The sequence below is a fragment of the Streptomyces sp. CBMA152 genome, assembly GCF_014596475.1.
Classification (GTDB): Bacteria; Actinomycetota; Actinomycetes; order Streptomycetales; family Streptomycetaceae; genus Streptomyces.
In genome coordinates, this window is sequence record NZ_MECJ01000015.1 from 14,769 (window position 1) to 35,396 (window position 20,628).

Consider the following 20,628-nt stretch of genomic DNA (forward strand, 5'->3'; position numbering starts at 1 on the left):
CCCGGCCGCACCACGGCTCAGTCTTCGGCGCGGTCCCTCTCGGCCTCCGCGCGCTCGGGCAGCTCCGCCGACAGGGCGGCGGCGGCCTGCACGAGAGGGAGAGCGAGCAGGGCCCCCGTTCCTTCACCCACAGTGACGCCCTGATCGAGCAGAGGGTTGAGTGCCATCCGGTCCAGTGCCTTCGACTGGCCCGGCTCACCGCTCAGCTGACCGGCCAGCCACCAGTCCGGAGCCCGGAAGGCGGCCCGCTGGGCCACCAGCGCGCAGGCCGAGGAGACCACCCCGTCGAGGATGACCGGCATTCGGCGCACCGCGCACTGAAGCAGAAAACCGGTCGTCGCGGCAAGGTCGGCGCCGCCGACGGCCGCCAGCAGCTCCAGCTGGTCGCCCAGAACCGGCCGCGCCCGGCGCAGCGCGTCCCGGATCGCGGCGCACTTGCGCATCCACGCCAGATCGTCGATCCCGGCCCCGCCACGGCCCGTGACGACCGAGGCGTCGGTGCCGCAGAGCGCCGCGATCAGGGTGGCCGCGGCCGTGGTGCCGCCGACGCTGAGGTCGCCGAGGACGACCAGGTCGGTGCCGGAGTCGGCCTCCTCGTCGGCGATCCTCACACCGAGGCGTACGGCCGCCTCGGCCTCCTCGACGGTGAGCGCGTCCTCGATGTCGATGCGCCCGCTGCCGCGCCGCACACGGTGGCGTACGACGTCCTCGGGCAGCAACTCGGGGTCGCAGTCCAGACCCGCGTCGACGACCCGTACAGGGGCGCCCAGGCGGCGGGCCAGCACCGAGACCGGGCTCGCGCCGTCCAGCACCGAGCGGACCAGCGTGTGCCCGGAGCCCGCCGGGCGGGCGGAGACGCCCAGCTCGGCGACGCCGTGGTCACCGGCGAAGAGGATCACGCGCGGGTGCTCGATGGGTTTGACCGGAACCACACCCTGCGCGGCGGAAAGCCACTCGCCCAGCTCGTCGAGCCGGCCGAGCGCGCCGGACGGCACGGTCAGCCGCTCCCGGCGTTCCTCGGCGTCACGCCGCACACCGCTGTCGGGGCGTTCGATCAGATCGGAGAAGTCGTCGAGATTCAGCCTGCTCATTCGCCGAACAGTACCGGCACGGGTGCCCCGTGTTTCGAGTGGTGCGGCCGGTAAGGCCGGTTCGCGTCCGTCGTCAGCCGCGCAGCGCGAGCGCCTGTCCCGCCACCACGAGCAGGACGTGCTCGCACTCGCCCCCCACCGCCGCGTTGAGCCTGCCGAGCTCGTCGCGGAAGAGCCGTCCCGCGCGGGTCGCGGGGACCACCCCGGAGCCCACCTCGTTGCTGACGATGACCACGGTCCGGGAGGTCGCGCGGACCGCGGCCACCAGCTCCGTCATCCGCTCGCGCAGCGCGTCGGGGACCTTCGGCTCCTCCCACGCCCCGGCCCGGTCCATCGCGTCGGTCAGCCACAGCGACAGACAGTCCACGAGCAGCGGCGGCCCGTCCACGGCGAGCAGCGGCACCAGGTCGCAGGTCTCCTCGGTACGCCAGGAGCCGGGCCGGCGCTCGCGGTGCAGCCCGACCCGCGCGGCCCACTCCGCGTCCCCGTCCCGGGTGCCGCCGGTGGCCACGTACACGACCTCCGGGAAGGACTCCAGACGGCGCTCGGCCTCCACCGACTTGCCCGAGCGCGCACCGCCCAACACCAGGGTGCGGCGCGGGAGATCGGGCACGGCGTGGTACTCGCCGACGATCAGCGTCGTCCCGTCCGGCACCGCCCGCGCCCCGGCTGCGGCCAGCCTTCGGGCGAGCTCGCGCCCGGGCGGCACCTCGTGGTCGATGTGGACGGCGACCACGTCCGTGGTCGGCCCGACGGCCCCGGCCGCGCGCAGCCGCGCCAGCGCGTCCGGCCGCCCCACGACATCGCACAGGACCATGTCGTACGGGTGCACCTCGGCCATCCCGGAGGGCGCGCCCCCCGGCGGCAGGTACAGCAGCCGCTCGCCCTCGGGTGAGGTCACCTCGTACCCCGTGCCCGGCGCGTCCATCGCCACCGCCCGCACCCGGTGGCCGCTGATCAGCGTGAGGACCCGCCCGTCCGGCACCCGCCCGGCCGACGGAAGCCCGGGGGGCAGTTCCACGGCGGGCCCGTCGTGCGGATGGGTGAGCAGCACCTGGCGTACGCCCGCGAGCGAGTGCCCGGCCCGGGCGGCGGCCAGCGCGGCCCCGGGGGTGAGATCGAGCAGCAGGGCCCCGTCGACGAGCAGCGCGGTCGCGGACCGCGCCTGGTCGCCGCGGGCCGAGGCGCACGCGGCGCAGGGACAGTCGGGGCGCGGCAGCCCGTCGGGGGCTCCGGTGCCGAGGAGAGTCAGTTCCACGAGGACGATCCTCCCGCGTCACCGCACTCGGTGCGCGCCCGGCTACGCTGCGGGCAGCAACGTGACCCGGGAGGCGCACATGGCGTGGACGTGGCGATTCGAGAAGTCCGACGGGACGGAGGTCGAGCCGGCGGTGGCGCCGGAGGAGTTCACGACCCAGGGCGACGCGGAGTCCTGGATCGGCGAGGTCTGGAAGGACCTGCTTGAGGGCGGCGCGGATCAGGTGTTCCTGTTCGAGGACAGTACGCAGATCTACGGCCCGATGAGCCTGCACGACGCCGTCGACGCCTGATCGACGAACGGCCCGTACGGCGCCCGTGGACCGGATCGACGGTCCACGGGCGCCGTGGCGTTCCGCGGGGCCTCAGATCTCGCCGAGCGTGACCGTGGCGGTCTTGGCTCCGCCGCCGCGCGTGTACGTCACCTGGACGGTCTGGCCGGGCTTGTCGGCGGCCAGCGCCTCCGACAGCGAGGTGATCGTCGTGATGTCCGTCCGGCCGACCCTGGTGACGATGTCACCGGCCTTCAGACCCGCCTTGTCGGCGGCCCCGCCCCGCTTCACGTCCACGATCGCGACGCCCGCGGGCTGGTAGTTCGCGTCCACGACCGTACGTCCGGTGATGCCCAGGGCCGCCCGGCCCGAGTCGGTCACCTTGCCGCTCTTGATGATCTGGTCCGCGACCGTCTTGGCCATCGAGGCCGGGATCGCGAAGCCGATGCCCGGGGCCGCGCTGCCGCCCATGTCCGGGTCGACGGCCGCGAGCGTGGGGATGCCGATGACCTCGCTGTTCAGATTGACCAGCGCGCCGCCGCTGTTGCCCGGGTTGATCGCGGCCGAGGTCTGCACCATGTTGCCGATGGTGGCGCCCGGGCCGCCGCCCGCCGCGCCCTCCGTGACCGTGCGGCCGGTCGCCGAGACGATGCCCTGGGTGACGCTGCTGGACAGGCCCAGCGGCGAGCCCATGGCCAGCACGATCTGGCCCATCTCGACCTTCGTCGAGTCGCCGAACTTCGCGGCCTTCATCCCGCTGGGCACCGAGTCGAGCTTGATCACCGCGAGGTCCTGCTCGGGATAGGCCGCGACGAGCTTGGCGCCCACCGAGCCGCCGCCGGTCGCGGTGGACACCTTGAACTGGCGCTCGCCGCCGACCACATGGGCGTTGGTGACGATGTGCCCCTGGTCGTCGTAGACGATGCCGGAGCCCAGGCTGTTGGCCGCGTCGATCTGGACGACCGACGGCAGTACGTCCTTGATCACCCGCTCGTAGTCGCTCTGCAGTCCGTTGCCGTCGGCCTTGCGCGCGGCCTGGGCGGGGGCCTGGGCGGCCTGTGGGGCGCGCGGGGCCTGCGGGGTGGAGTCGGCGGCCTTGGCCGGTGTCCCGGTGTCCGTGCAGCCCGCGAGCAGCGTGGCGGCGGCGACGGCGGCGGCCATGGGCGCCAGCAGCCGACGGCCGCGGTTCAGCAATCCATCCATGTCCGGAGTGTCCCTTCTGCTCCGTCGAGCAGCCTCCTGTGGAGGTCCGATCAGGCGTGGAGGCGCGATGAGGTGCGGATCCGTTCAGGAGCTGGTGGCCAGGAACTGCGTGGCCGCCAGCTCCCCGTAGAGCGGGTCCCCGGCCACCAGCTCGGCATGCGTGCCCACCGCCCGTACCTTGCCCGCCTCCATGACCACGATCCGGTCCGCCAGCGTCACCGTCGAAAGGCGGTGCGCCACGACCAGGACGGTCGTGTCCCGGGCGGCCTCGGCCACCACGTCCCGCAGCGCCAGCTCGTTGACCGCGTCCAGCTGCGAGGTCGCCTCGTCCAGGAGCAGCAGCCGGGGTCTGCGCAGCAGCGCCCGCGCGATCGCGACCCGCTGCCGCTCGCCGCCCGACAGCTTCGACCCCCGGTGCCCGACCACGGTCTCCAGCCCGTCCGGCAGCCGCTCCACGAGCGCGTCCAGCTTCGCCCGTACGAGGACGTCGGCGATCTCGGCGTCGGTCGCGTCCGGCGCCCCGAAGACCAGGTTCTCGCGCACGGTCCCGGCCAGCACGGGGGAGTCCTGCTCCACATAGCCGATGGCGCCGCGCAGTTGGGCCAGCGGCCACTCGCGCACGTCCCGCCCGTCGATCAGCACCCGGCCGCCGGTCGCCTCGTAAAAGCGCTCGATCAGGCCGAACACGGTCGTCTTACCGGCCCCCGACGGCCCCACGAACGCGGTCATCCCGGCGCCCGGCACCTCGAACGAGACCCCGTGATGCACATACGGAAGGTCGTCCCGGTAGCGGAACGTCACCGCGTCGAAGACCACCGAGGCGGCCCCGGACCGGGGCGCGGGCACCGCGCCGCGCGGCGCCGCAACCTCGGCCAGAGGCTCGACCTCCAGCCGCTCGGCCTCCTCGATCCGGGCGATGGCCGCGGACCCCACCTGGTACTGCGTGGCCGCCTGCACCAGCTTCGAGACGGGATCGATCAGATAGAAGAGAAACAACAGGAACGCGATGAGCGTGGACACCGGTATCGCGCCCGAGGCGACCCGCGCCCCGCCGATGCCGAGCACTGCCAGGAACGACACCTGGACCGCGAGGCCGACCGAAGTCCCGGCCACCGAATGCCACTTGGCCGACCGCACCCCGTGCCGCCAGGCCTCCTCGGCGGCCGCGTCCACCACCGCGCTCTCCCGCGCCTCGGCGCCGGACGCCTTGACCGTACGGAAGGCGCCGAACGCCCGCTCCAGGACCGTGGAGATCTGCGCGACGGCCGCCTGCGACTGTGCCGTGGCCCGCGCGATCTTCGGCATCACCAGGGCCACGGCCGAGCCGATCAGCACGATCACGCCGAGGGTGACGCCGAGCAGCACGGCGTCCATGTACGCCATCATCGCGATCGTGGCGAGGAAGGTGAGCCCACCGGTGGCGGCCGAGACCACGGACTGGGTGGTGACGGCCCGCAGCAGCGTGGTGTCCGAGGTCACCCGGGACATCAGATCCCCCGGCGGCAGCCGCTCCACCTCGGGAAGCCGCAGCCGCAGCAGCCTTCCGATGAGGGTGCGCCGAGCGGCGAGCACGACGGACTCGGCGGTCCGCTCCAGGACGTACGCCCCGAACGACTCCACCACCGTCCCGAGCACTACCAACGCGGTGAGCAGCGCCAACACCCCGCCGATCGGCTCGTCCCCACCGAGCCGATCCACCAGAGCCTTCGCGGCCAACGGCTGAGCCAGCCCGGTGGCGGCCCCGACGAGCGTCAGCAACGCCCCGAGCCCGACGGCCCCGCGATGCGCCCGAAAATGCCGATACAAAGCCCGCCAGGTCTCCCGGGCGGGCAGTTTGGAACTGATGTCGGAAGTGGTCACAGAGGAAGGACGCGAAAACCCCGAGCCCACCTGAGTGCAGGCACCTACTAAGGGGCGCGGGGAACTGCGCGACCAGCCCCCACCGGCCCGCAGTCAAACGAACTAGCCCCGCACTCCACACAGATGAAGCAGCGCAGCAACCTGCCGATACGGATCGGTCCGCCCGGCCTTGTCCTCCGCGGCGAGCAACCGATCAAGCTCATCCGCAGCAGGCAGCTGCACCTCGTTGGGCACGTTGTCCGTGAAAACCCGTACGCCGTACCAAGCGTGCAGCGGCGCTGCGATGCCATCCAGAGTCTGGGTCAGCGTCGAGAGACGATCCGCACGAACGGACAGCCCGAGCCGATTCGTATACGCATCGGTGTCGAACGCGGCCAGCGCCCCGGACCAGTCCCCGGCAAGACCGGGCCGCATGGCCAGGGCGTCGGCGTTGCGCACGAGCAGCGACAGCAGACCACCAGGGGCCAGCATCCGCGCGAGACCGGCGAGCATCGCGTCCGGCTCCTGCACGTACATCAGTACGCCGTGGCACAGCACGACGTCGAACGAGCCGGGCAGGAAGTGCACGCCCGTCTCGTGGCCGTCGCCCTCGATCAGGCGCACCCGCTCACGGATGCCCTCGGGCTCGGTCGACAGCGCCTCGCGCGCCGCCCGCAGCATCTCCGGGTCGGACTCCAGGCCCGTCACGGTGTGCCCGGCGCGGGCCAGGCGCAGGGCCTGGGTGCCCTGTCCCGTACCGACGTCGAGGACGCGCAGCCGCTGGCCGACCGGGAAGCGGGCGGCTATCTGCTCGTCCAGCTGACGGGCCACGAGCTCCTGGCGCACGGTGTTGCGCAGCCCGCCCAGACCCTTCAGCCAGGAGCCGGAGGCGCCGCTGAAACCGGCGACCTCCGTGCTCAGGGTCGCTCTCCGCGCTTGGCCTGCGGCTTCGGCAGCCGCAGCCGGCGCATCTGGAGCGTACGCATCAGGCCGTACGCCACAGCGCCCTTCGTGGGCTCGTCCGGGAAGCGCGCCTTCAGCTGCTTCTTGAGCCGGAACGCCAGACCGATCGAGTCGAGGACGATCAGCACGATCACGGCGAGCCACAGCAGCAGCGCGATGTTCTGCAGGCTGCCGATCCGGACCATCGAGAGGACCAGGATGATCACGGCCAGCGGCAGGAAGAACTCGGCGATGCACCAGCGGGAGTCGACGAAGTCGCGCACGAACTTGCGCACGGGACCCTTGTCGCGGGCCGGCAGATAGCGCTGGTCGCCGTTGGCGAGCGCTTCGCGCTGCTTGGCGAGATCGGCACGGCGGGCCTCGCGCTGGCGCTTGGCGGCCTCCTTGCGGTCGGTCGGCACGGTCGACGCCCGACGGCGCTGGGTCTGGGCCTCACTGCGCTTCGGCGTGGGCCGGCCCTTGGGGGCCTCGGGGTCGCGGGGCTGCGTGGAGAGGTCCGCCGTCACCTTGTCGGTGGGGGCCTTCTCTTCCTTGGAACGGCTACGGAACACAAAGCCCAAGGGTACGGGGTCGCGGGCGACGACCACAGGCCGGTGGGGAACGATCCGGCAACGCCTTGCGTCACTGGGGGTGTGCGGGCCAAGGTGTGCGGGAAGTGAGTGCGGGGTCCCTGACCGTCACCTACTCCTTGCGCCGGAGCGCCCGGGGACGCAGTCGTCCTTGGGGATGAGCGCATCCGTGTCCGAACAGTGCGGTAATGGATGCAGGGCCCGTACTGTGGGTTCTGTTGCAGCAGCTGGAGCTGGAGTCCGTCAGAAGGGGGCGCGCGAAGCCCATGAGCGGTGTCATGAAGCGTATGGGGATGATCTTCCGCGCGAAGGCGAACAAGGCCCTTGACCGGGCCGAGGACCCGCGCGAGACCCTCGATTACTCGTACCAGAAGCAGCTTGAGCTGCTTCAGAAGGTGCGCCGCGGTGTCGCCGACGTGGCGACCTCGCGCAAGCGGCTCGAACTGCAGCTGAACCAGCTCCAGAGCCAGTCGGCCAAGCTGGAGGACCAGGGCCGCAAGGCGCTGGCGCTCGGCCGCGAGGACCTGGCGCGCGAGGCGCTGTCCCGCCGCGCCGCCCTCACGCAGCAGGTCTCCGACCTGGAGGTGCAGCACCAGACGCTGCAGGGCGAGGAGGAGAAGCTCACTCTTGCGGCCCAGCGCCTCCAGGCCAAGGTCGACGCCTTCCGTACGAAGAAGGAGACCATCAAGGCGACCTACACGGCGGCCCAGGCGCAGACCCGGATCGCCGAGTCCTTCTCGGGCATCTCCGAGGAGATGAGCGACGTCGGCATGGCCATTCAGCGTGCCGAGGACAAGACCGCGCAGCTCCAGGCGAGGGCCGGCGCGATCGACGAGCTGCTGGCCTCCGGCGCCCTGAGCGACCAGTCCGGGCTCGGGAAGGACGACCTCCAGGCCGAGCTGGACCGGATCTCCGGTGGTACGGATGTAGAGCTGGAGCTTCAGCGGATGAAGGCCGAGCTCACCGGCGGCACCTCGGGCCAGCAGGCCATCGAGGGCGGCAACGGCAAGTCGACCCCGCAGGACCGTCCGCAGCAGACCCCGCGCTTCGACAAGCAGTAGGCCAAGGCCAAGGAGGAGTCACCATGATCGTACGGATCATGGGGGAGGGGCAGTGGAAGCTGGCCGACGGCCACTTCGCCGAGCTGAACAAGCTCGACGACGAACTGCTCGCCGAGATGGAGGCGGGTGACGAGGAAGGCTTCCGCCGCACCCTCGGCGCCCTCCTGGACGCGGTCCGCCGCCTGGGCGAACCCCTCCCGGACGACGCCCTGGAGCCCTCGGAGCTGATCCTCCCGGCCCCGGACGCGTCCCTGGACGAGGTCCGCCAGATGCTGAGCGACGACGGCCTGATTCCGGGCTGACCGAGGTACGGGGTTCGGGGCGCGGCCCCGACAGGGGAGTGCCCCGTACCGTGGACCCGTGACGCTCGCCCGTATGCACGCCTGGCTCAGAGCCCACCCCCTGGCAGGGGACGCGGGCCTGGCCACCGTCGTCCTCATCTGCATGATCGTCGGCTCCTTCGCCGACCCGCACGGCTCCAACGGCCCCGTCTTCGGCACCAGAACCCCCAGCGCCACCGCCCTCGTGCTGGTCACGCTGGGCTCCGCCGCGCTGGTCCTGCGCCGTCGCAACCCGCTGGCCGTGCTCGCCTGGACCAGCGCCGTCACCGTCGTCGACCTCCTCTCGGGCAACTCGCCCGCGCCCATCGCGATCAGCCCGGTCGTCGCGCTGTACACGGTCGCGGCCCACACCGACCGCGCCACCACGTACCGCGTCGGCACCGCCACCATGGGCATCCTCACCACCACCGCCATGGTCTTCGGGGACGCGCCCTGGTACGCCCAGGAGAACGTCGGCGTGCTCGCCTGGACGGGGCTCGCCGCGACCGCGGGCGACGCCGTGCGCAGCCGCCGGGCCATCGTCGAGTCGATCCGCGAGCGCGCCGAGCGCGCCGAGCGCACCCGGGAGGAGGAGGCCCGCCGCCGGGTCGCCGAGGAGCGCCTGCGCATCGCGCGCGACCTGCACGACGTCGTCGCGCACCACATCGCGCTGGTCAATGTGCAGGCCGGGGTCGCCGCCCACGTCATGGACAAGCGCCCCGACCAGGCCAAGGAAGCGCTCGCCCATGTACGCGAGGCCAGCCGCTCGGCGCTGAACGAACTGCGCGCCACCGTCGGCCTGTTGCGCCAGTCCGGCGACCCGGAGGCCCCCACCGAACCGGCCCCGGGCCTCGCGGTCCTGGACGACCTCCTGGACGCGGTCCGCCGCGCCGGGCTCCCGGTCGACCTCGCCCCGATCGACGCGGCCGTACGCGCCGAACTCCCGGCGGCCGTCGACCTCGCCGCGTACCGGGTGATCCAGGAAGCGCTCACCAACGTACGCAAACACGCGGGCCCCGACGCGAAGGCCGAGGTCAGCGTGGTGCGGGTGGGGCCGAACGCCGAAGTCACCGTCATCGACAACGGCACCGGCACCACCGACGGCGACGGCGGCGGGCACGGTCTGCTCGGCATGCGCGAGCGGGTCACCGCGCTCGGCGGCCGCCTCACCGCCGGACCCCGCTACGGCGGCGGCTTCCGGGTCCAGGCGATACTGCCGGTCAAGACGGCCGACACGGCCCGTACGGCGCGGACCCGCAAGGCGGCCGACGCCGTCCGGACCGCGGCCGAGGGGCCGTGGGAAGGCAGCGCATGACGATCAGGGTGGTACTCGCCGACGACCAGGCGCTGTTGCGCTCCGCGTTCCGCGTCCTGGTCGACTCCGAGCCGGGGATGCAGGTGGTCGGGGAGGCGTCGGACGGCGCCGAGGCGGTCGCGGTGGCCCGGTCCGCCCGGGCGGACGTCGTCCTGATGGACATCCGGATGCCCGGCACGGACGGCCTCGCCGCCACCCGGATGATCAGCGCGGACCCCGAACTCGCCGGTGTGCACGTGGTGATGCTCACCACGTTCGAGGTCGACGAGTACGTGGTGCGGTCGCTGCGCGCCGGGGCCTCGGGCTTCCTCGGAAAGGGCGCCGAGCCGGACGAGCTCCTGAACGCCATCCGTATCGCGGCGGCGGGCGAGGCCCTGCTTTCCCCTGCGGCGACCAAGGGCCTGATCGCCACGTTCCTGGCCCAGGGCGGTACCTGGGACGGCTCGGGCGACCCGCCGGGCGTCCACGGCGAGCGCCTGTCCGCCCTCACGGTCCGCGAGCGCGAAGTCCTCACCCAGGTCGCGGCGGGCCTCTCCAACGACGAGATCGCCGAACGCCTGGTGGTCAGCCCGCTCACGGTGAAGACCCACGTCAACCGGGCCATGGCGAAGCTGGGCGCCCGCGACCGGGCCCAACTCGTGGTGATCGCGTACGAGTCGGGCTTGGTGCGGCCAAGGGTGGAGTAGGCATGCGGTACCCCGCGCCCCTGAATACCCAGGGGCGCGGGGCTGTGACATTGTGCGGCTCCGCCGCGTGGGCGCGAGCAACCCAGCACGGTCCGCAGACGAACAACCAGCGCCTACGGCAACGCCAGCATCCGCTCAAGCGCCAGCTTCGCGAAGCTCTCGGTCTCCGCGTCGACCTGGATCTGGTTGATCAACTTGCCGTCCGCGAGCGACTCCAGCGCCCACACCAGGTGCGGCAGGTCGATCCGGTTCATGGTCGAGCAGAAGCAGACCGTCTTGTCGAGGAAGACGATCTCCTTGTCCTCCGCGGCGAATCGATTCGCCAGACGACGGACCAGGTTCAGCTCCGTACCGATCGCCCACTTGGAGCCGCGCGGCGCGGCTTCCAGGGCCTTGATGATGTACTCCGTCGAGCCCACGTAGTCGGCCGCGGCCACGACCTCGTGGCGGCACTCGGGGTGCACCAGGACGTTCACGCCCAGGATCCGCTCGCGCACGTCGTTCACCGACTCCACCGAGAACCGGCCGTGCACCGAGCAGTGGCCGCGCCACAGGATCATCTTGGCGTCGCGCAGCTGCTCGACGGTGAGGCCGCCGTTGGGCTTGTGCGGGTTGTAGAGCACGCAGTCGTCGAGCGACATCCCCATGTCGCGGACGGCGGTGTTGCGGCCCAGGTGCTGGTCCGGCAGGAAGAGCACCTTCTCGCCCTGCTCGAACGCCCACTCAAGGGCCTTCTTGGCGTTGGACGAGGTGCAGATCGTGCCGCCGTGCTTGCCCGTGAACGCCTTGATGTCGGCCGAGGAGTTCATGTACGAGACGGGCACGACCTGCTCGGCGATCCCGGCCTCGGTCAGCACGTCCCAGCACTCGGCGACCTGCTCGGCGGTGGCCATGTCGGCCATCGAGCAGCCCGCGGCCAGGTCCGGCAGCACGACCTTCTGGTCGTCGCCGGTCAGGATGTCCGCCGACTCGGCCATGAAGTGCACACCGCAGAAGACGATGTACTCCGCCTCCGGCTTCGCGGCGGCGTCCCGTGCCAGCTTGAAGGAGTCACCGGTGACGTCGGCGAACTGGATGACCTCGTCGCGCTGGTAGTGGTGGCCGAGCACGAAGACCTTGTCCCCGAGCTTCTCCTTGGCCGCTCGGGCGCGCGCCACGAGGTCGGGGTCGGAGGGGGACGGCAGGTCGCCGGGGCACTCCACACCGCGCTCGCTCTTGGGGTCGGCCTCGCGGCCGAGCAGCAGCAGAGCGAGCGGCGACGGCTGGACGTCGAGGTCCACACTGGTCTGGGCGGTGGTCACGTCACGCACCCTTTCTGTTCCGCAGACGAGTTTTCGTCTAAATGACGCTATCTATCATAACCGCTTCACGTCAGTTTGACGATGGCCATAGCGTCTATGTGACACATCCCCTTTCCGACGTTGTCCACAGGTCTTTTCCGGCCGGTCGCCGGGTATGCGAGCATGAAGGGGAGCCAAGACACACGCATGGCCCGGAATGAATCCGGGGCACCGCCGGTTTCACCGGTCGGCAAGCAGTCTCCGTACAACCCGGGAGAGAAGCAGATGTCCGTATCGGACGAGACCACCACTGTGAGCGACGGCATCCTCCTGTCCGACGCCGCTGCGGCCAAGGTCAAGGCCCTCCTTGACCAGGAAGGCCGGGAAGACCTGGCGCTGCGCGTCGCGGTCCAGCCCGGCGGCTGCTCCGGCCTGCGCTACCAGCTCTTCTTCGACGAGCGCTCGCTCGACGGCGATGTCGTCAAGGACTTCGGCGGCGTCAAGGTCGTCACCGACCGCATGAGCGCCCCGTACCTCGGCGGCGCCTCGATCGACTTCGTGGACACCATCGAGAAGCAGGGCTTCACGATCGACAACCCGAACGCGACGGGCTCCTGCGCCTGCGGCGACTCCTTCAGCTAAGAGCGCCGTACACCCTGCGTGAGATGGGCGGGGCCCCCGGATTCCTCCGGGGGCCCCGCCCATCTGCGTTCTCCACGTCGGCGCTCAGCCCTTCGGCAGCGCCTGCCCGGTGTCCGCGTCCACGACCTGACGCGCCCCCAGCGTCTGGTGCAGCGCCACGGTGACGCTCTCCTTCTTGGCGAGCATCACGCAGATCTTCTTGGGGTCGTGGTGCGCCACGCCCACCCGCACGCGCACGTCCTGGCCGCTCTCGTCGGCGGTCGCCGCGTACGTGTCGCACACCCCGCCCCAGAAGCTGACGGTCAGCGTCTTCCCGTCCTCGCCGATCGCGTACGACACCAGCGCCTGATGCCCGGCCGGTGACGGGTGCCCGGACGGCGGCACGGGCACGGTCGTGCCGGTCCCGGACGGCGGCGCCGGCGGCTTGACCACGTACTGCGGGGCCACCGCCGCGGCCGTGATCGTGACCGGCTGGGCAGCGCCGGTCGGCTTCACCTCGAACAGCCACGACGGTACGAGCGTCTGCTGCCCGTCCACGTACTGCGCGGCGAGCCCGAACACCGCCTTGTCGACGGTCACCGTCGAGGGCGTGGGCTGCTTGCACGGCCGCATGGGGCCCTGCGGGTCGCTCGGCAGCTTGCGCTGCGGGTCGCTCGGGAGCTTGCCCTTGGTGGGCTCGCCCTGGCTCTGGTCCCCGAGCGGCACCGGCCCCGTGCAGTCCTTGCTGGCCGGGCGTGCGCCGCCCGAGCCGTTGAGCTGCTTCAGGGTGTCCTCGGCGCTCAGTACGGGGTACGTGGCGCCCTTCTGCGGAGTCTTCAACTGGCCGCTGCCGCCGACCACTTGGCCGTCGGGGCCGACCTGGACGCCGGTCGTCCAGCCGTACGTGGGCAGCCCGCCGATCACCGGATCCGCGTTGACCACCCGGACCGCGCCCATCAGCTGGGTCGCGTTCAGCTTGGCGTCGTCCTCGCCCAGCGCCTTCAGCACGGGCGCGGCCGCCTTCTCCGCGGCCTGCTCGCTCACCGGCGGGCCGCCCGGGACGGCGGAGCCGGAGTCCGCGCCGGTGGTGTGCAGCGGACACATCATGCCCTTGGGGCAGTTGTCCGAGCCGCCGCTGCCGTACCGGTGGAACGTCCAGGAACCCGGGGCCTTCTGATTGACCGTCAGGACCGGTCCGGAGCCGTCCTTGACCACCCCGGTCTGCCAGACCCCGCCTTCCAGGCGCGGAGTGCCGTCCACCCCCAGCGCCTTCGCCAGCCTGGCCACCTCGGCCTCGCCGACCGTGCCGCCCGCCCGGTACACCGCCGCCTTGGCGGGGCCGTCCGGGAGCTTGCCCTCGGCGCGGTAGATCACCCCGTTGGGGTCGGGCTCGCCGGGGGCGATGCCCGGCCCGCCGCCGCTGCCGCTGTCCAGTGCCAGCGGCGGCGGGGTGGAGCCCGCGCCCGCCCCGGCCGCCTTGTCGTCGGCGGACGAGCCGCCCGAGGCGGTGGACGCCCAGTACGCCCCGCCGCCGCCCGCGACCAGCACCGCGGCCGCGACGGAGGCGAGGACGAAGGGGGATCGTCGCGTCCGCCGCTGACGCGACTCTTCCTGCGTGTGCTCGCTGCTCACCGCATCGCTCCTGTCCAGTCGTATCCCGCATCCCCTTTACGGGGGACACGCCTTGGACGGAGCGGGGGAGCGCACGGTTCCCTTCGCGCGCTGCCCGACTGACCCGACCGCCTCGGCGATCGCCCGGCTCAGTCCCCGTACTCGGACATACCGGAAATGAGCCGGACCGAGTCCGACGGCACCGACACCCCGTGGATCAGGGACGGCGGAACCGGAGCGGGCGCGGCCGCCGCCGGGACCACCCAGTGCGGCGCCATCCGCGCGCAGTCGCCGCGCAGCTCCGCGAGGCCCGGCTCGATGGACAGGACATCCCCGGTGCGCTTCATGGTTTCCATATTCCGCACCGTACGCATCAGGAACCATGCGAAAAAAGACCTACTATTGGGTAGTTTCCGCACTTCAGGGGAGCCCGCGCGACCCGGTAGCGTTAACTGTCAACAGTCCTCCACGCAGGAGTGTCCTAGCCGTGCGTATCGCTGTCACCGGCTCCATCGCCACCGACCACCTCATGACCTTCCCCGGCCGATTCGCCGACCAGCTGGTCGCCGATCAGCTGCACACGGTCTCCCTCTCGTTCCTGGTCGACAACCTCGACGTACGCCGTGGCGGCGTCGGCCCGAACATCTGCTTCGGCATGGGTCAGCTCGGCGGCCGTCCGATCCTGGTCGGCGCCGCGGGCTCCGACTTCGACGAGTACCGGGCCTGGCTGGACCGCCACGGGGTGGACACCGACTCGGTGCGGATCTCCGAGGTCCTGCACACCGCCCGGTTCGTCTGCACCACGGACGCCGACCACAACCAGATCGGCTCCTTCTACACGGGCGCGATGAGCGAGGCCCGCCAGATCGAGCTCCACTCGGTGGCCGAGCGCGTGGGCGGCCTCGACCTGGTCCTCATCGGCGCGGACGACCCCGAGGCGATGCTGCGCCACACCGAGGAGTGCAAGGCCCGCGCGATCCCGTTCGCGGCCGACTTCTCCCAGCAGATCGCCCGGATGTCCGGCGACGACATCCAGACGCTGCTCGAAGGCGCGACCTACCTCTTCTCGAACGAGTACGAGAAGGGGCTCATCGAGACCAAGACCGGCTGGAGCGACGCCGAGATCCTGGCCAAGGTCGACTACCGGGTCACCACGCTCGGCTCGCGCGGCGTCCGCATCGAGCAGGTCGGGGCCGACCCGATCGAGGTCGGCTGCCCGGAGGAGGACGCGAAGGTCGACCCGACGGGCGTGGGCGACGCGTTCCGCGCGGGCTTCCTGTCCGGCCTGTCCTGGGGCGTCGGCCACGAGCGCGCCGCGCAGGTCGGCTGCATGCTGGCGACGCTGGTGATCGAGACCCTCGGCACCCAGGAGTACCAGCTCCGCCGCGCCCACTTCATGGACCGCTTCACCAAGGCGTACGGCGACGAGGCAGCGGCGGAAGTCCGCGCGCATCTGTCGTAGTCCACCCACCCACCCTCCCCGCCGCTGTGGGCATGCGTGCCGCTGGGGCTGGGGGTCCCCCCTGCTCCTTAAGAGCTTGGGGGAGGGTGGGCACGCGGCACCCCCGTTTCCGCCGGGCTGCGCTTCCCCCTGCGCCCCGGCGGCCTTGCGTTCAGCTCACCCGCCGCACCACGTAGGCAGCCCCCCGCTCCCGCGCCTCTTCCCCCACGTACTCCTGCCCCCGCATCTCGCACCACGCCGGGATGTCGAGCCGGGCCGCCTCGTCGTCGGCCAGGACCGTGACGGTCCCGCCGACCGGCACGTCGCCGATCACCTTCGCCAGCTCGATCACCGGAATGGGGCAGCGCCGACCGAGCGCGTCCACGGTGAGATCGCCGGACGGGGCCGCGGGGGCCGGGGACGACACCGGCGCACCCAACTTCTCGCGTACGGACGCGACCACCCCCGGCAGCACCTCCAGGAACCGGTCCACGTCCGCCTCCGCCGTCCCCGTCGGCAGCGACACCCGTACGTTCCCCTCGCTCAGCACCCCCATCGCCCGCAGCACATGGCTGGGCGTCAGCGTGCTGCTCGTGCACGACGAACCGGAGGAAACGGAGAAATCCACCCGGTTCAGCTCGTGCAGCAGCGTCTCTCCGTCGACATAGAGACAGGAGAAGGTGACCAGATGCGGCAGCCGCCGCACCGGGTCGCCGACCACCTCCACGTCCGGGACGAGCTGCGGCACCCGCGCGCGGATCCGGTCGACCAGCGCCCGCAGCCGTACCGACTCGGCCGCCGCCTCCGCCCGGACCGCCCGCAGCGACGCCGCGGCCGCCACGATCGCCGGGATGTTCTCGAAGCCGGGCGCCCGGCCCGACTCGCGCTCGTCGGAGGGGCCTTGCGGGGCGAACCGGACGCCCTTGCGGACCGCGAGGAGCCCGACCCCCGCCGGACCGCCCCACTTGTGCGCGCTCGCGGCGAGCAGCGACCAGCCCGCGTCCACCGGGCCCCAGCCCAGCGACTGGGCCGCGTCCACCAGGAGCGGCACCCCGGCCGCCCGGCACGCCTCGGCGACCTCGGCCACCGGCTGGACCGTGCCCACCTCGTGGTTGGCGGACTGGAGGCACGCGAGCGCGGTGTCGGGGCGCAGGGCGGCGGCGTACGCGCCGGGGGACACCGCCCCGCTCCGGTCGACCGGGACCTCGGTGATCGACCCGCCGTCCGCCTCCAGGGCCTCGCCCGCGTGCAGTACGGAGGAGTGCTCGACCGCCGACACCACCAGATGGCGGCCGACACGCCGGAGCCCGGCAAGGCTTCCGTAAATTCCGGCGTGCACCGCGCGTGTTCCCGAAGGGGTGAACACGAGCTCGTCCGGACGGCAGCCGACGGCCTCGGCGGCGGCCTCCCGGGCGGCGTCGAGCAACAGCCGGGCCCGGCGCCCCTCCCGGTAGAGCCGGGCCGGATCGGCCCAGCCCTCGTCCAGGGCGGCCAGCAGGGCCTGACGGGCCACGTTGTGCAGCGGAGCTGCGGATGCAGCGTCAAAGTAGGGCACCCGGTCACGCTAACCCCGGCGGGATCCTCCGCTGGGAGCGGCCGTTGGTCGACTGCGGGCCGTCGTGGGCTGGTCGCGCAGTTCCCCGCGCCCCTTTGGGGCACGCAAACACCCGTCAGATACCCGCCCGGAGGCCCGTATTCCACCCCTTCGGGGGCCCGGGCGGCGCGTTGGGCACCCTCCCCGCGCGACCCCAAATAGCGTCCAGTAGGGTTTGGTCCGCATAAACATCCAAACCCCTGCCCGCGGCCAGGGCGGCGACCGACCAGCGAGACGGACGGCCGTAGCCGGCCGGCGCGGGCGAGACTCTCGGGAAGGCGCTACGTGAGTCCCAACGGCTCCGACCGCTCGTCGCGGCGCCCGATGCGGCGGAAGCTGCTGCAGGTGCTGACCGCGGGCCTGGTCCTGGCTACCGCCTCCGGTTGCTCGTACAACTGGAAAGACTTCCCTCGCCTCGGTATGCCCACCCCGGTGACGGAAGAGGCTCCGCGGATCCTCTCCCTCTGGCAGGGTTCGTGGGCGGCCGCGCTCGCCACGGGCGTGCTGGTCTGGGGCCTGATCCTGTGGAGTGTCATCTTCCACAGGCGCAGCCGCACCAAGGTCGAGGTACCTCCGCAGACCCGGTACAACATGCCCATCGAGGCGCTGTACACGGTCGTCCCCCTCATCATCGTCTCGGTGCTCTTCTACTTCACCGCGCGTGATGAGTCGAAGCTCCTTGCTCTCTCCCCGAAGCCGGCGCACACGGTCAACGTGGTCGGCTACCAGTGGAGCTGGGGCTTCAACTACGTCGAGGACGTGGACGGCAACCCGGCCACGGGCGACGCCGCGAAGTCCAAGGAGCTGTCCGCCATTCCGGACCGCTTCACCAAGGACTTCCCGGCCGGCGCCGAAGGCGTCTACGACGTCGGCATCCCCGGCACGCGGAACCCGCAGACCGGAAACCCCGGGCCCACGCTGTGGCTGCCCAAGGGCGAGAAGGTCCGCTTCGTGCTGACGTCCCGTGACGTCATCCACTCCTTCTGGGTGGTCCCCTTCCTGATGAAGCAGGACGTCATTCCGGGGCACACCAACTCCTTCGAGGTGACCCCGACCCAGGAGGGCACCTTCCTCGGCAAGTGCGCCGAGCTGTGCGGTGTCGACCACTCCCGGATGCTCTTCAACGTGAAGGTCGTCTCCCCGGAGCGCTACCAGCAGCACCTCAAGGAGCTGGCGGCGAAGGGCCAGACCGGCTACGTGCCGGCCGGCATCGCTCAGACCGACCCCGCCAAGAACGCGGAGACGAACAAACTGTGAGCATCCTCAACGAATCTCAGGGTGCCGCGGCAGCAGACGACTCGTACGAGAACGAGCTGCCGGTCCGGCGCAAGAAGCCGGGAAGCGTCGTCGTGAAGTGGCTGACCACCACTGACCACAAGACGATCGGCACGATGTATCTGGTCACGTCGTTCGTGTTCTTCTGCATCGGCGGTGTGATGGCGCTCCTCATGCGCGCCGAACTCGCCCGTCCCGGCACGCAGATCATGTCGAACGAGCAGTTCAACCAGGCGTTCACGATGCACGGCACGATCATGCTGCTGATGTTCGCGACGCCGCTGTTCGCCGGATTCGCGAACTGGATCATGCCGCTGCAGATCGGCGCGCCCGACGTGGCGTTCCCGCGGCTGAACATGTTCGCCTACTGGCTCTACCTGTTCGGCTCGACCATCGCGGTCGGTGGCTTCCTCACCCCGCAGGGTGCGGCCGACTTCGGCTGGTTCGCCTACTCCCCGCTGTCGGACGCGGTCCGCTCGCCGGGCGTCGGCGCCGACATGTGGATCATGGGTCTGGCCTTCTCCGGCTTCGGCACGATCCTCGGCTCGGTCAACTTCATCACCACGATCATCTGCATGCGCGCGCCCGGCATGACGATGTTCCGTATGCCGATCTTCGTGTGGAACGTCCTGCTGACCGGTGTGCTGGTCCTGCTGGCGTTCCCGGTGCTGGCCGCCGCGCTGTTCGCCCTGGAGGCGGACCGCAAGTTCGGTGCCCATGTGTTCGACGCCCAAAACGGCGGCGCACTACTGTGGCAACACCTCTTCTGGTTCTTCGGCCATCCAGAGGTGTACATCATCGCCTTGCCGTTCTTCGGAATCATTTCCGAAGTCATCCCGGTGTTCTCCAGAAAGCCGATGTTCGGCTACATGGGCCTGGTCGGCGCGACGATCGCCATCGCCGGTCTCTCCGTGACCGTGTGGGCGCACCACATGTACGTCACCGGTGGCGTGCTCCTGCCGTTCTTCTCCTTCATGACGTTCCTCATCGCCGTGCCAACAGGCGTGAAGTTCTTCAACTGGATCGGCACGATGTGGAAGGGCTCACTGTCCTTCGAGACACCGATGCTCTGGGCCGTCGGCTTCCTGATCACCTTCACCTTCGGTGGTCTGACCGGCGTCATCCTGGCCTCGCCGCCGATGGACTTCCACGTCTCCGACTCGTACTTCGTGGTCGCGCACTTCCACTACGTCATCTTCGGCACCGTGGTGTTCGCGATGTTCTCCGGATTCCACTTCTGGTGGCCGAAGTTCACCGGCAAGATGCTGGACGAGCGCCTGGGCAAGATCACCTTCTGGACGCTGTTCGTGGGCTTCCACGGCACGTTCCTGGTGCAGCACTGGCTCGGTGCCGAGGGCATGCCGCGTCGTTACGCGGACTACCTCGCCGCCGACGGCTTCACCGCGCTGAACACGATCTCGACCATCAGCTCCTTCCTGCTCGGCCTGTCGATCCTGCCGTTCCTGTACAACGTCTGGAAGACCGCCAAGTACGGCAAGAAGATCGAGGTCGACGACCCGTGGGGCTACGGCCGTTCGCTCGAATGGGCGACGTCGTGCCCGCCGCCGCGGCACAACTTCCTCACCCTGCCGCGTATTCGCTCCGAATCCCCGGCGTTCGACCTGCACCACCCGGAGATCGCGGCTCTCGACCAGCTCGAGAACCACGGTCACGGCGACAAGGCCCTCGCCGGCGGCAAGGAGGCGGGCAAGTGAAGATCCAGGGCAAGATGTTCCTCTGGCTCTCCGTCTTCATCCTGATCATGGCCGTCGTGTACGGCGTGTGGTCGAAGGAGCCGGCCGGTGCGACCGCTCTCGTGATGGCCTTCGGCCTGAGCGTGATGATCGGCTTCTACCTGGCCTTCACGGCCCGGCGGGTCGACGCGGGCGCGCAGGACGACAAGGAGGCCGATGTCGCGGACGACGCCGGTGAGCTGGGATTCTTCTCCCCGCACAGCTGGCAGCCGCTCTCGCTGGCGGTGGGTGGCGCGCTCGCCTTCCTCGCCATCGCGATGGGCTGGTGGCTGCTGTACTTCTCGGCGCCGCTGATCGTGGTCGGCATCTACGGCTGGGTGTTCGAGTACTACCGCGGTGAGAACCAGAACCAGTAGTTCCGCCGCAGTACTTGTGAGGACCCCCATGGCTCGCTCCGAGCCGTGGGGGTCTTCGCGTTCTCTGCGCCGTCCGGGTGAGGGCGGCTCGTTTGCAGTCATACCGCGCGCTGAATATGA

Annotated in this window: 20 protein-coding genes; 10 read left to right on the forward strand and 10 right to left on the reverse strand. The window is 70.9% G+C overall.

Translation table 11 applies throughout. The features are described from left to right. Window positions 1-17 precede the first annotated feature (17 nt). Both cobT and BG418_RS13395 read right to left on the reverse strand, forming a co-directional pair. Entirely contained in the window at window positions 18-1,091 is a 1,074-nt protein-coding gene (gene cobT / locus BG418_RS13390) for a nicotinate-nucleotide--dimethylbenzimidazole phosphoribosyltransferase (RefSeq protein WP_188274041.1), read from the reverse strand. A 73-nt stretch (window positions 1,092-1,164) separates the two neighbouring features. Beyond that, the gene (locus tag BG418_RS13395) at window positions 1,165-2,349 is read right to left on the reverse strand and encodes a bifunctional adenosylcobinamide kinase/adenosylcobinamide-phosphate guanylyltransferase (protein WP_188274042.1); all 1,185 of its coding nucleotides are present in this window, start codon (window positions 2,347-2,349) and stop codon (window positions 1,165-1,167) included. Window positions 2,350-2,428: 79 nt separating this feature from the next. On the opposite strand from BG418_RS13395, the gene BG418_RS13400 reads away from it, so the two are divergent. Continuing rightward, the gene (locus BG418_RS13400) at window positions 2,429-2,641 is read left to right on the forward strand and encodes a hypothetical protein (protein ID WP_188274043.1); all 213 of its coding nucleotides are present in this window, start codon (window positions 2,429-2,431) and stop codon (window positions 2,639-2,641) included. Window positions 2,642-2,713: 72 nt separating this feature from the next. On the opposite strand, the gene BG418_RS13405 is transcribed toward BG418_RS13400, so the two are convergent. From BG418_RS13405 to BG418_RS13420, 4 genes are all read right to left on the reverse strand, one after another. Continuing rightward, the gene (locus tag BG418_RS13405) at window positions 2,714-3,823 is read right to left on the reverse strand and encodes a S1C family serine protease (protein WP_188274044.1); all 1,110 of its coding nucleotides are present in this window, start codon (window positions 3,821-3,823) and stop codon (window positions 2,714-2,716) included. A gap of 84 nt (window positions 3,824-3,907) precedes the next feature. Continuing rightward, window positions 3,908-5,683 (reverse strand): ABC transporter ATP-binding protein, encoded by a 1,776-nt coding sequence (locus tag BG418_RS13410; protein WP_317453644.1) that lies wholly within the window; start codon window positions 5,681-5,683, stop codon window positions 3,908-3,910. Between the two features lie 102 nt (window positions 5,684-5,785). Further along, the gene (locus BG418_RS13415; protein WP_317453645.1) at window positions 5,786-6,493 is read right to left on the reverse strand and encodes a methyltransferase domain-containing protein; all 708 of its coding nucleotides are present in this window, start codon (window positions 6,491-6,493) and stop codon (window positions 5,786-5,788) included. Between the two features lie 86 nt (window positions 6,494-6,579). Next, window positions 6,580-7,176: a DUF3043 domain-containing protein gene (locus tag BG418_RS13420; RefSeq protein WP_188274045.1), complete on the reverse strand. Its 597-nt coding sequence runs from the start codon at window positions 7,174-7,176 to the stop codon at window positions 6,580-6,582. A 284-nt stretch (window positions 7,177-7,460) separates the two neighbouring features. Here BG418_RS13420 and BG418_RS13425 point away from each other — a divergent pair, with 284 nt between their 5' ends. From BG418_RS13425 to BG418_RS13440, 4 genes are all read left to right on the forward strand, one after another. Further along, window positions 7,461-8,255 (forward strand): PspA/IM30 family protein, encoded by a 795-nt coding sequence (locus tag BG418_RS13425; RefSeq protein ID WP_188274046.1) that lies wholly within the window; start codon window positions 7,461-7,463, stop codon window positions 8,253-8,255. Window positions 8,256-8,278: 23 nt separating this feature from the next. Continuing rightward, window positions 8,279-8,557, forward strand: coding sequence for a PspA-associated protein PspAA (locus BG418_RS13430; protein ID WP_188274047.1), 279 nt, complete (start codon window positions 8,279-8,281; stop codon window positions 8,555-8,557). A 73-nt stretch (window positions 8,558-8,630) separates the two neighbouring features. Next, on the forward strand, window positions 8,631-9,890 hold the full coding sequence (locus tag BG418_RS13435) for a sensor histidine kinase (protein ID WP_188274481.1): 1,260 nt from the start codon (window positions 8,631-8,633) through the stop codon (window positions 9,888-9,890). After that, window positions 9,887-10,576 carry a response regulator transcription factor gene (locus BG418_RS13440; protein WP_188274048.1) on the forward strand — a complete coding sequence of 230 codons (690 nt, stop codon included), beginning with the start codon at window positions 9,887-9,889 and terminating at the stop codon, window positions 10,574-10,576. Before BG418_RS13435 ends, BG418_RS13440 begins: the two co-directional genes overlap by 4 nt. Window positions 10,577-10,689: 113 nt before the next feature. On the opposite strand, the gene nadA is transcribed toward BG418_RS13440, so the two are convergent. Then, window positions 10,690-11,877: a quinolinate synthase NadA gene (nadA, locus tag BG418_RS13445; RefSeq protein ID WP_188274049.1), complete on the reverse strand. Its 1,188-nt coding sequence runs from the start codon at window positions 11,875-11,877 to the stop codon at window positions 10,690-10,692. 264 nt (window positions 11,878-12,141) lie between these two features. Between nadA and BG418_RS13450 the strand changes: the two genes are divergently transcribed. Beyond that, window positions 12,142-12,498: an iron-sulfur cluster assembly accessory protein gene (locus tag BG418_RS13450; RefSeq protein ID WP_101387995.1), complete on the forward strand. Its 357-nt coding sequence runs from the start codon at window positions 12,142-12,144 to the stop codon at window positions 12,496-12,498. Between the two features lie 84 nt (window positions 12,499-12,582). Here the strand turns inward: BG418_RS13450 and BG418_RS13455 are convergent, their stop codons facing one another. After that, window positions 12,583-14,109 carry a hypothetical protein gene (locus BG418_RS13455; RefSeq protein WP_188274050.1) on the reverse strand — a complete coding sequence of 509 codons (1,527 nt, stop codon included), beginning with the start codon at window positions 14,107-14,109 and terminating at the stop codon, window positions 12,583-12,585. Between the two features lie 128 nt (window positions 14,110-14,237). Beyond that, window positions 14,238-14,444 (reverse strand): hypothetical protein, encoded by a 207-nt coding sequence (locus BG418_RS13460; RefSeq protein ID WP_223184790.1) that lies wholly within the window; start codon window positions 14,442-14,444, stop codon window positions 14,238-14,240. Between the two features lie 131 nt (window positions 14,445-14,575). Here BG418_RS13460 and BG418_RS13465 point away from each other — a divergent pair, with 131 nt between their 5' ends. Beyond that, window positions 14,576-15,550, forward strand: a complete 975-nt coding sequence (locus tag BG418_RS13465) for a carbohydrate kinase family protein (protein ID WP_188274051.1) — start codon at window positions 14,576-14,578, stop codon at window positions 15,548-15,550. A 151-nt stretch (window positions 15,551-15,701) separates the two neighbouring features. Here BG418_RS13465 and BG418_RS13470 read toward each other — a convergent pair whose 3' ends face one another. After that, complete coding sequence (locus tag BG418_RS13470; protein ID WP_188274052.1) at window positions 15,702-17,084, reverse strand: cysteine desulfurase/sulfurtransferase TusA family protein; 1,383 nt, start codon at window positions 17,082-17,084, stop codon at window positions 15,702-15,704. A 324-nt stretch (window positions 17,085-17,408) separates the two neighbouring features. On the opposite strand from BG418_RS13470, the gene coxB reads away from it, so the two are divergent. From coxB to BG418_RS13485, 3 genes are read left to right on the forward strand one after another with little or no spacing between them, the layout of a single operon-like run. Then, window positions 17,409-18,380 carry a cytochrome c oxidase subunit II gene (gene coxB, locus BG418_RS13475; protein WP_188274053.1) on the forward strand — a complete coding sequence of 324 codons (972 nt, stop codon included), beginning with the start codon at window positions 17,409-17,411 and terminating at the stop codon, window positions 18,378-18,380. After that, window positions 18,377-20,113, forward strand: a complete 1,737-nt coding sequence (gene ctaD / locus BG418_RS13480; RefSeq protein WP_188274054.1) for a cytochrome c oxidase subunit I — start codon at window positions 18,377-18,379, stop codon at window positions 20,111-20,113. Before coxB ends, ctaD begins: the two co-directional genes overlap by 4 nt. Then, window positions 20,110-20,508, forward strand: a complete 399-nt coding sequence (locus BG418_RS13485; RefSeq protein WP_188274055.1) for a cytochrome c oxidase subunit 4 — start codon at window positions 20,110-20,112, stop codon at window positions 20,506-20,508. Before ctaD ends, BG418_RS13485 begins: the two co-directional genes overlap by 4 nt. Window positions 20,509-20,628: the final 120 nt, after the last annotated feature.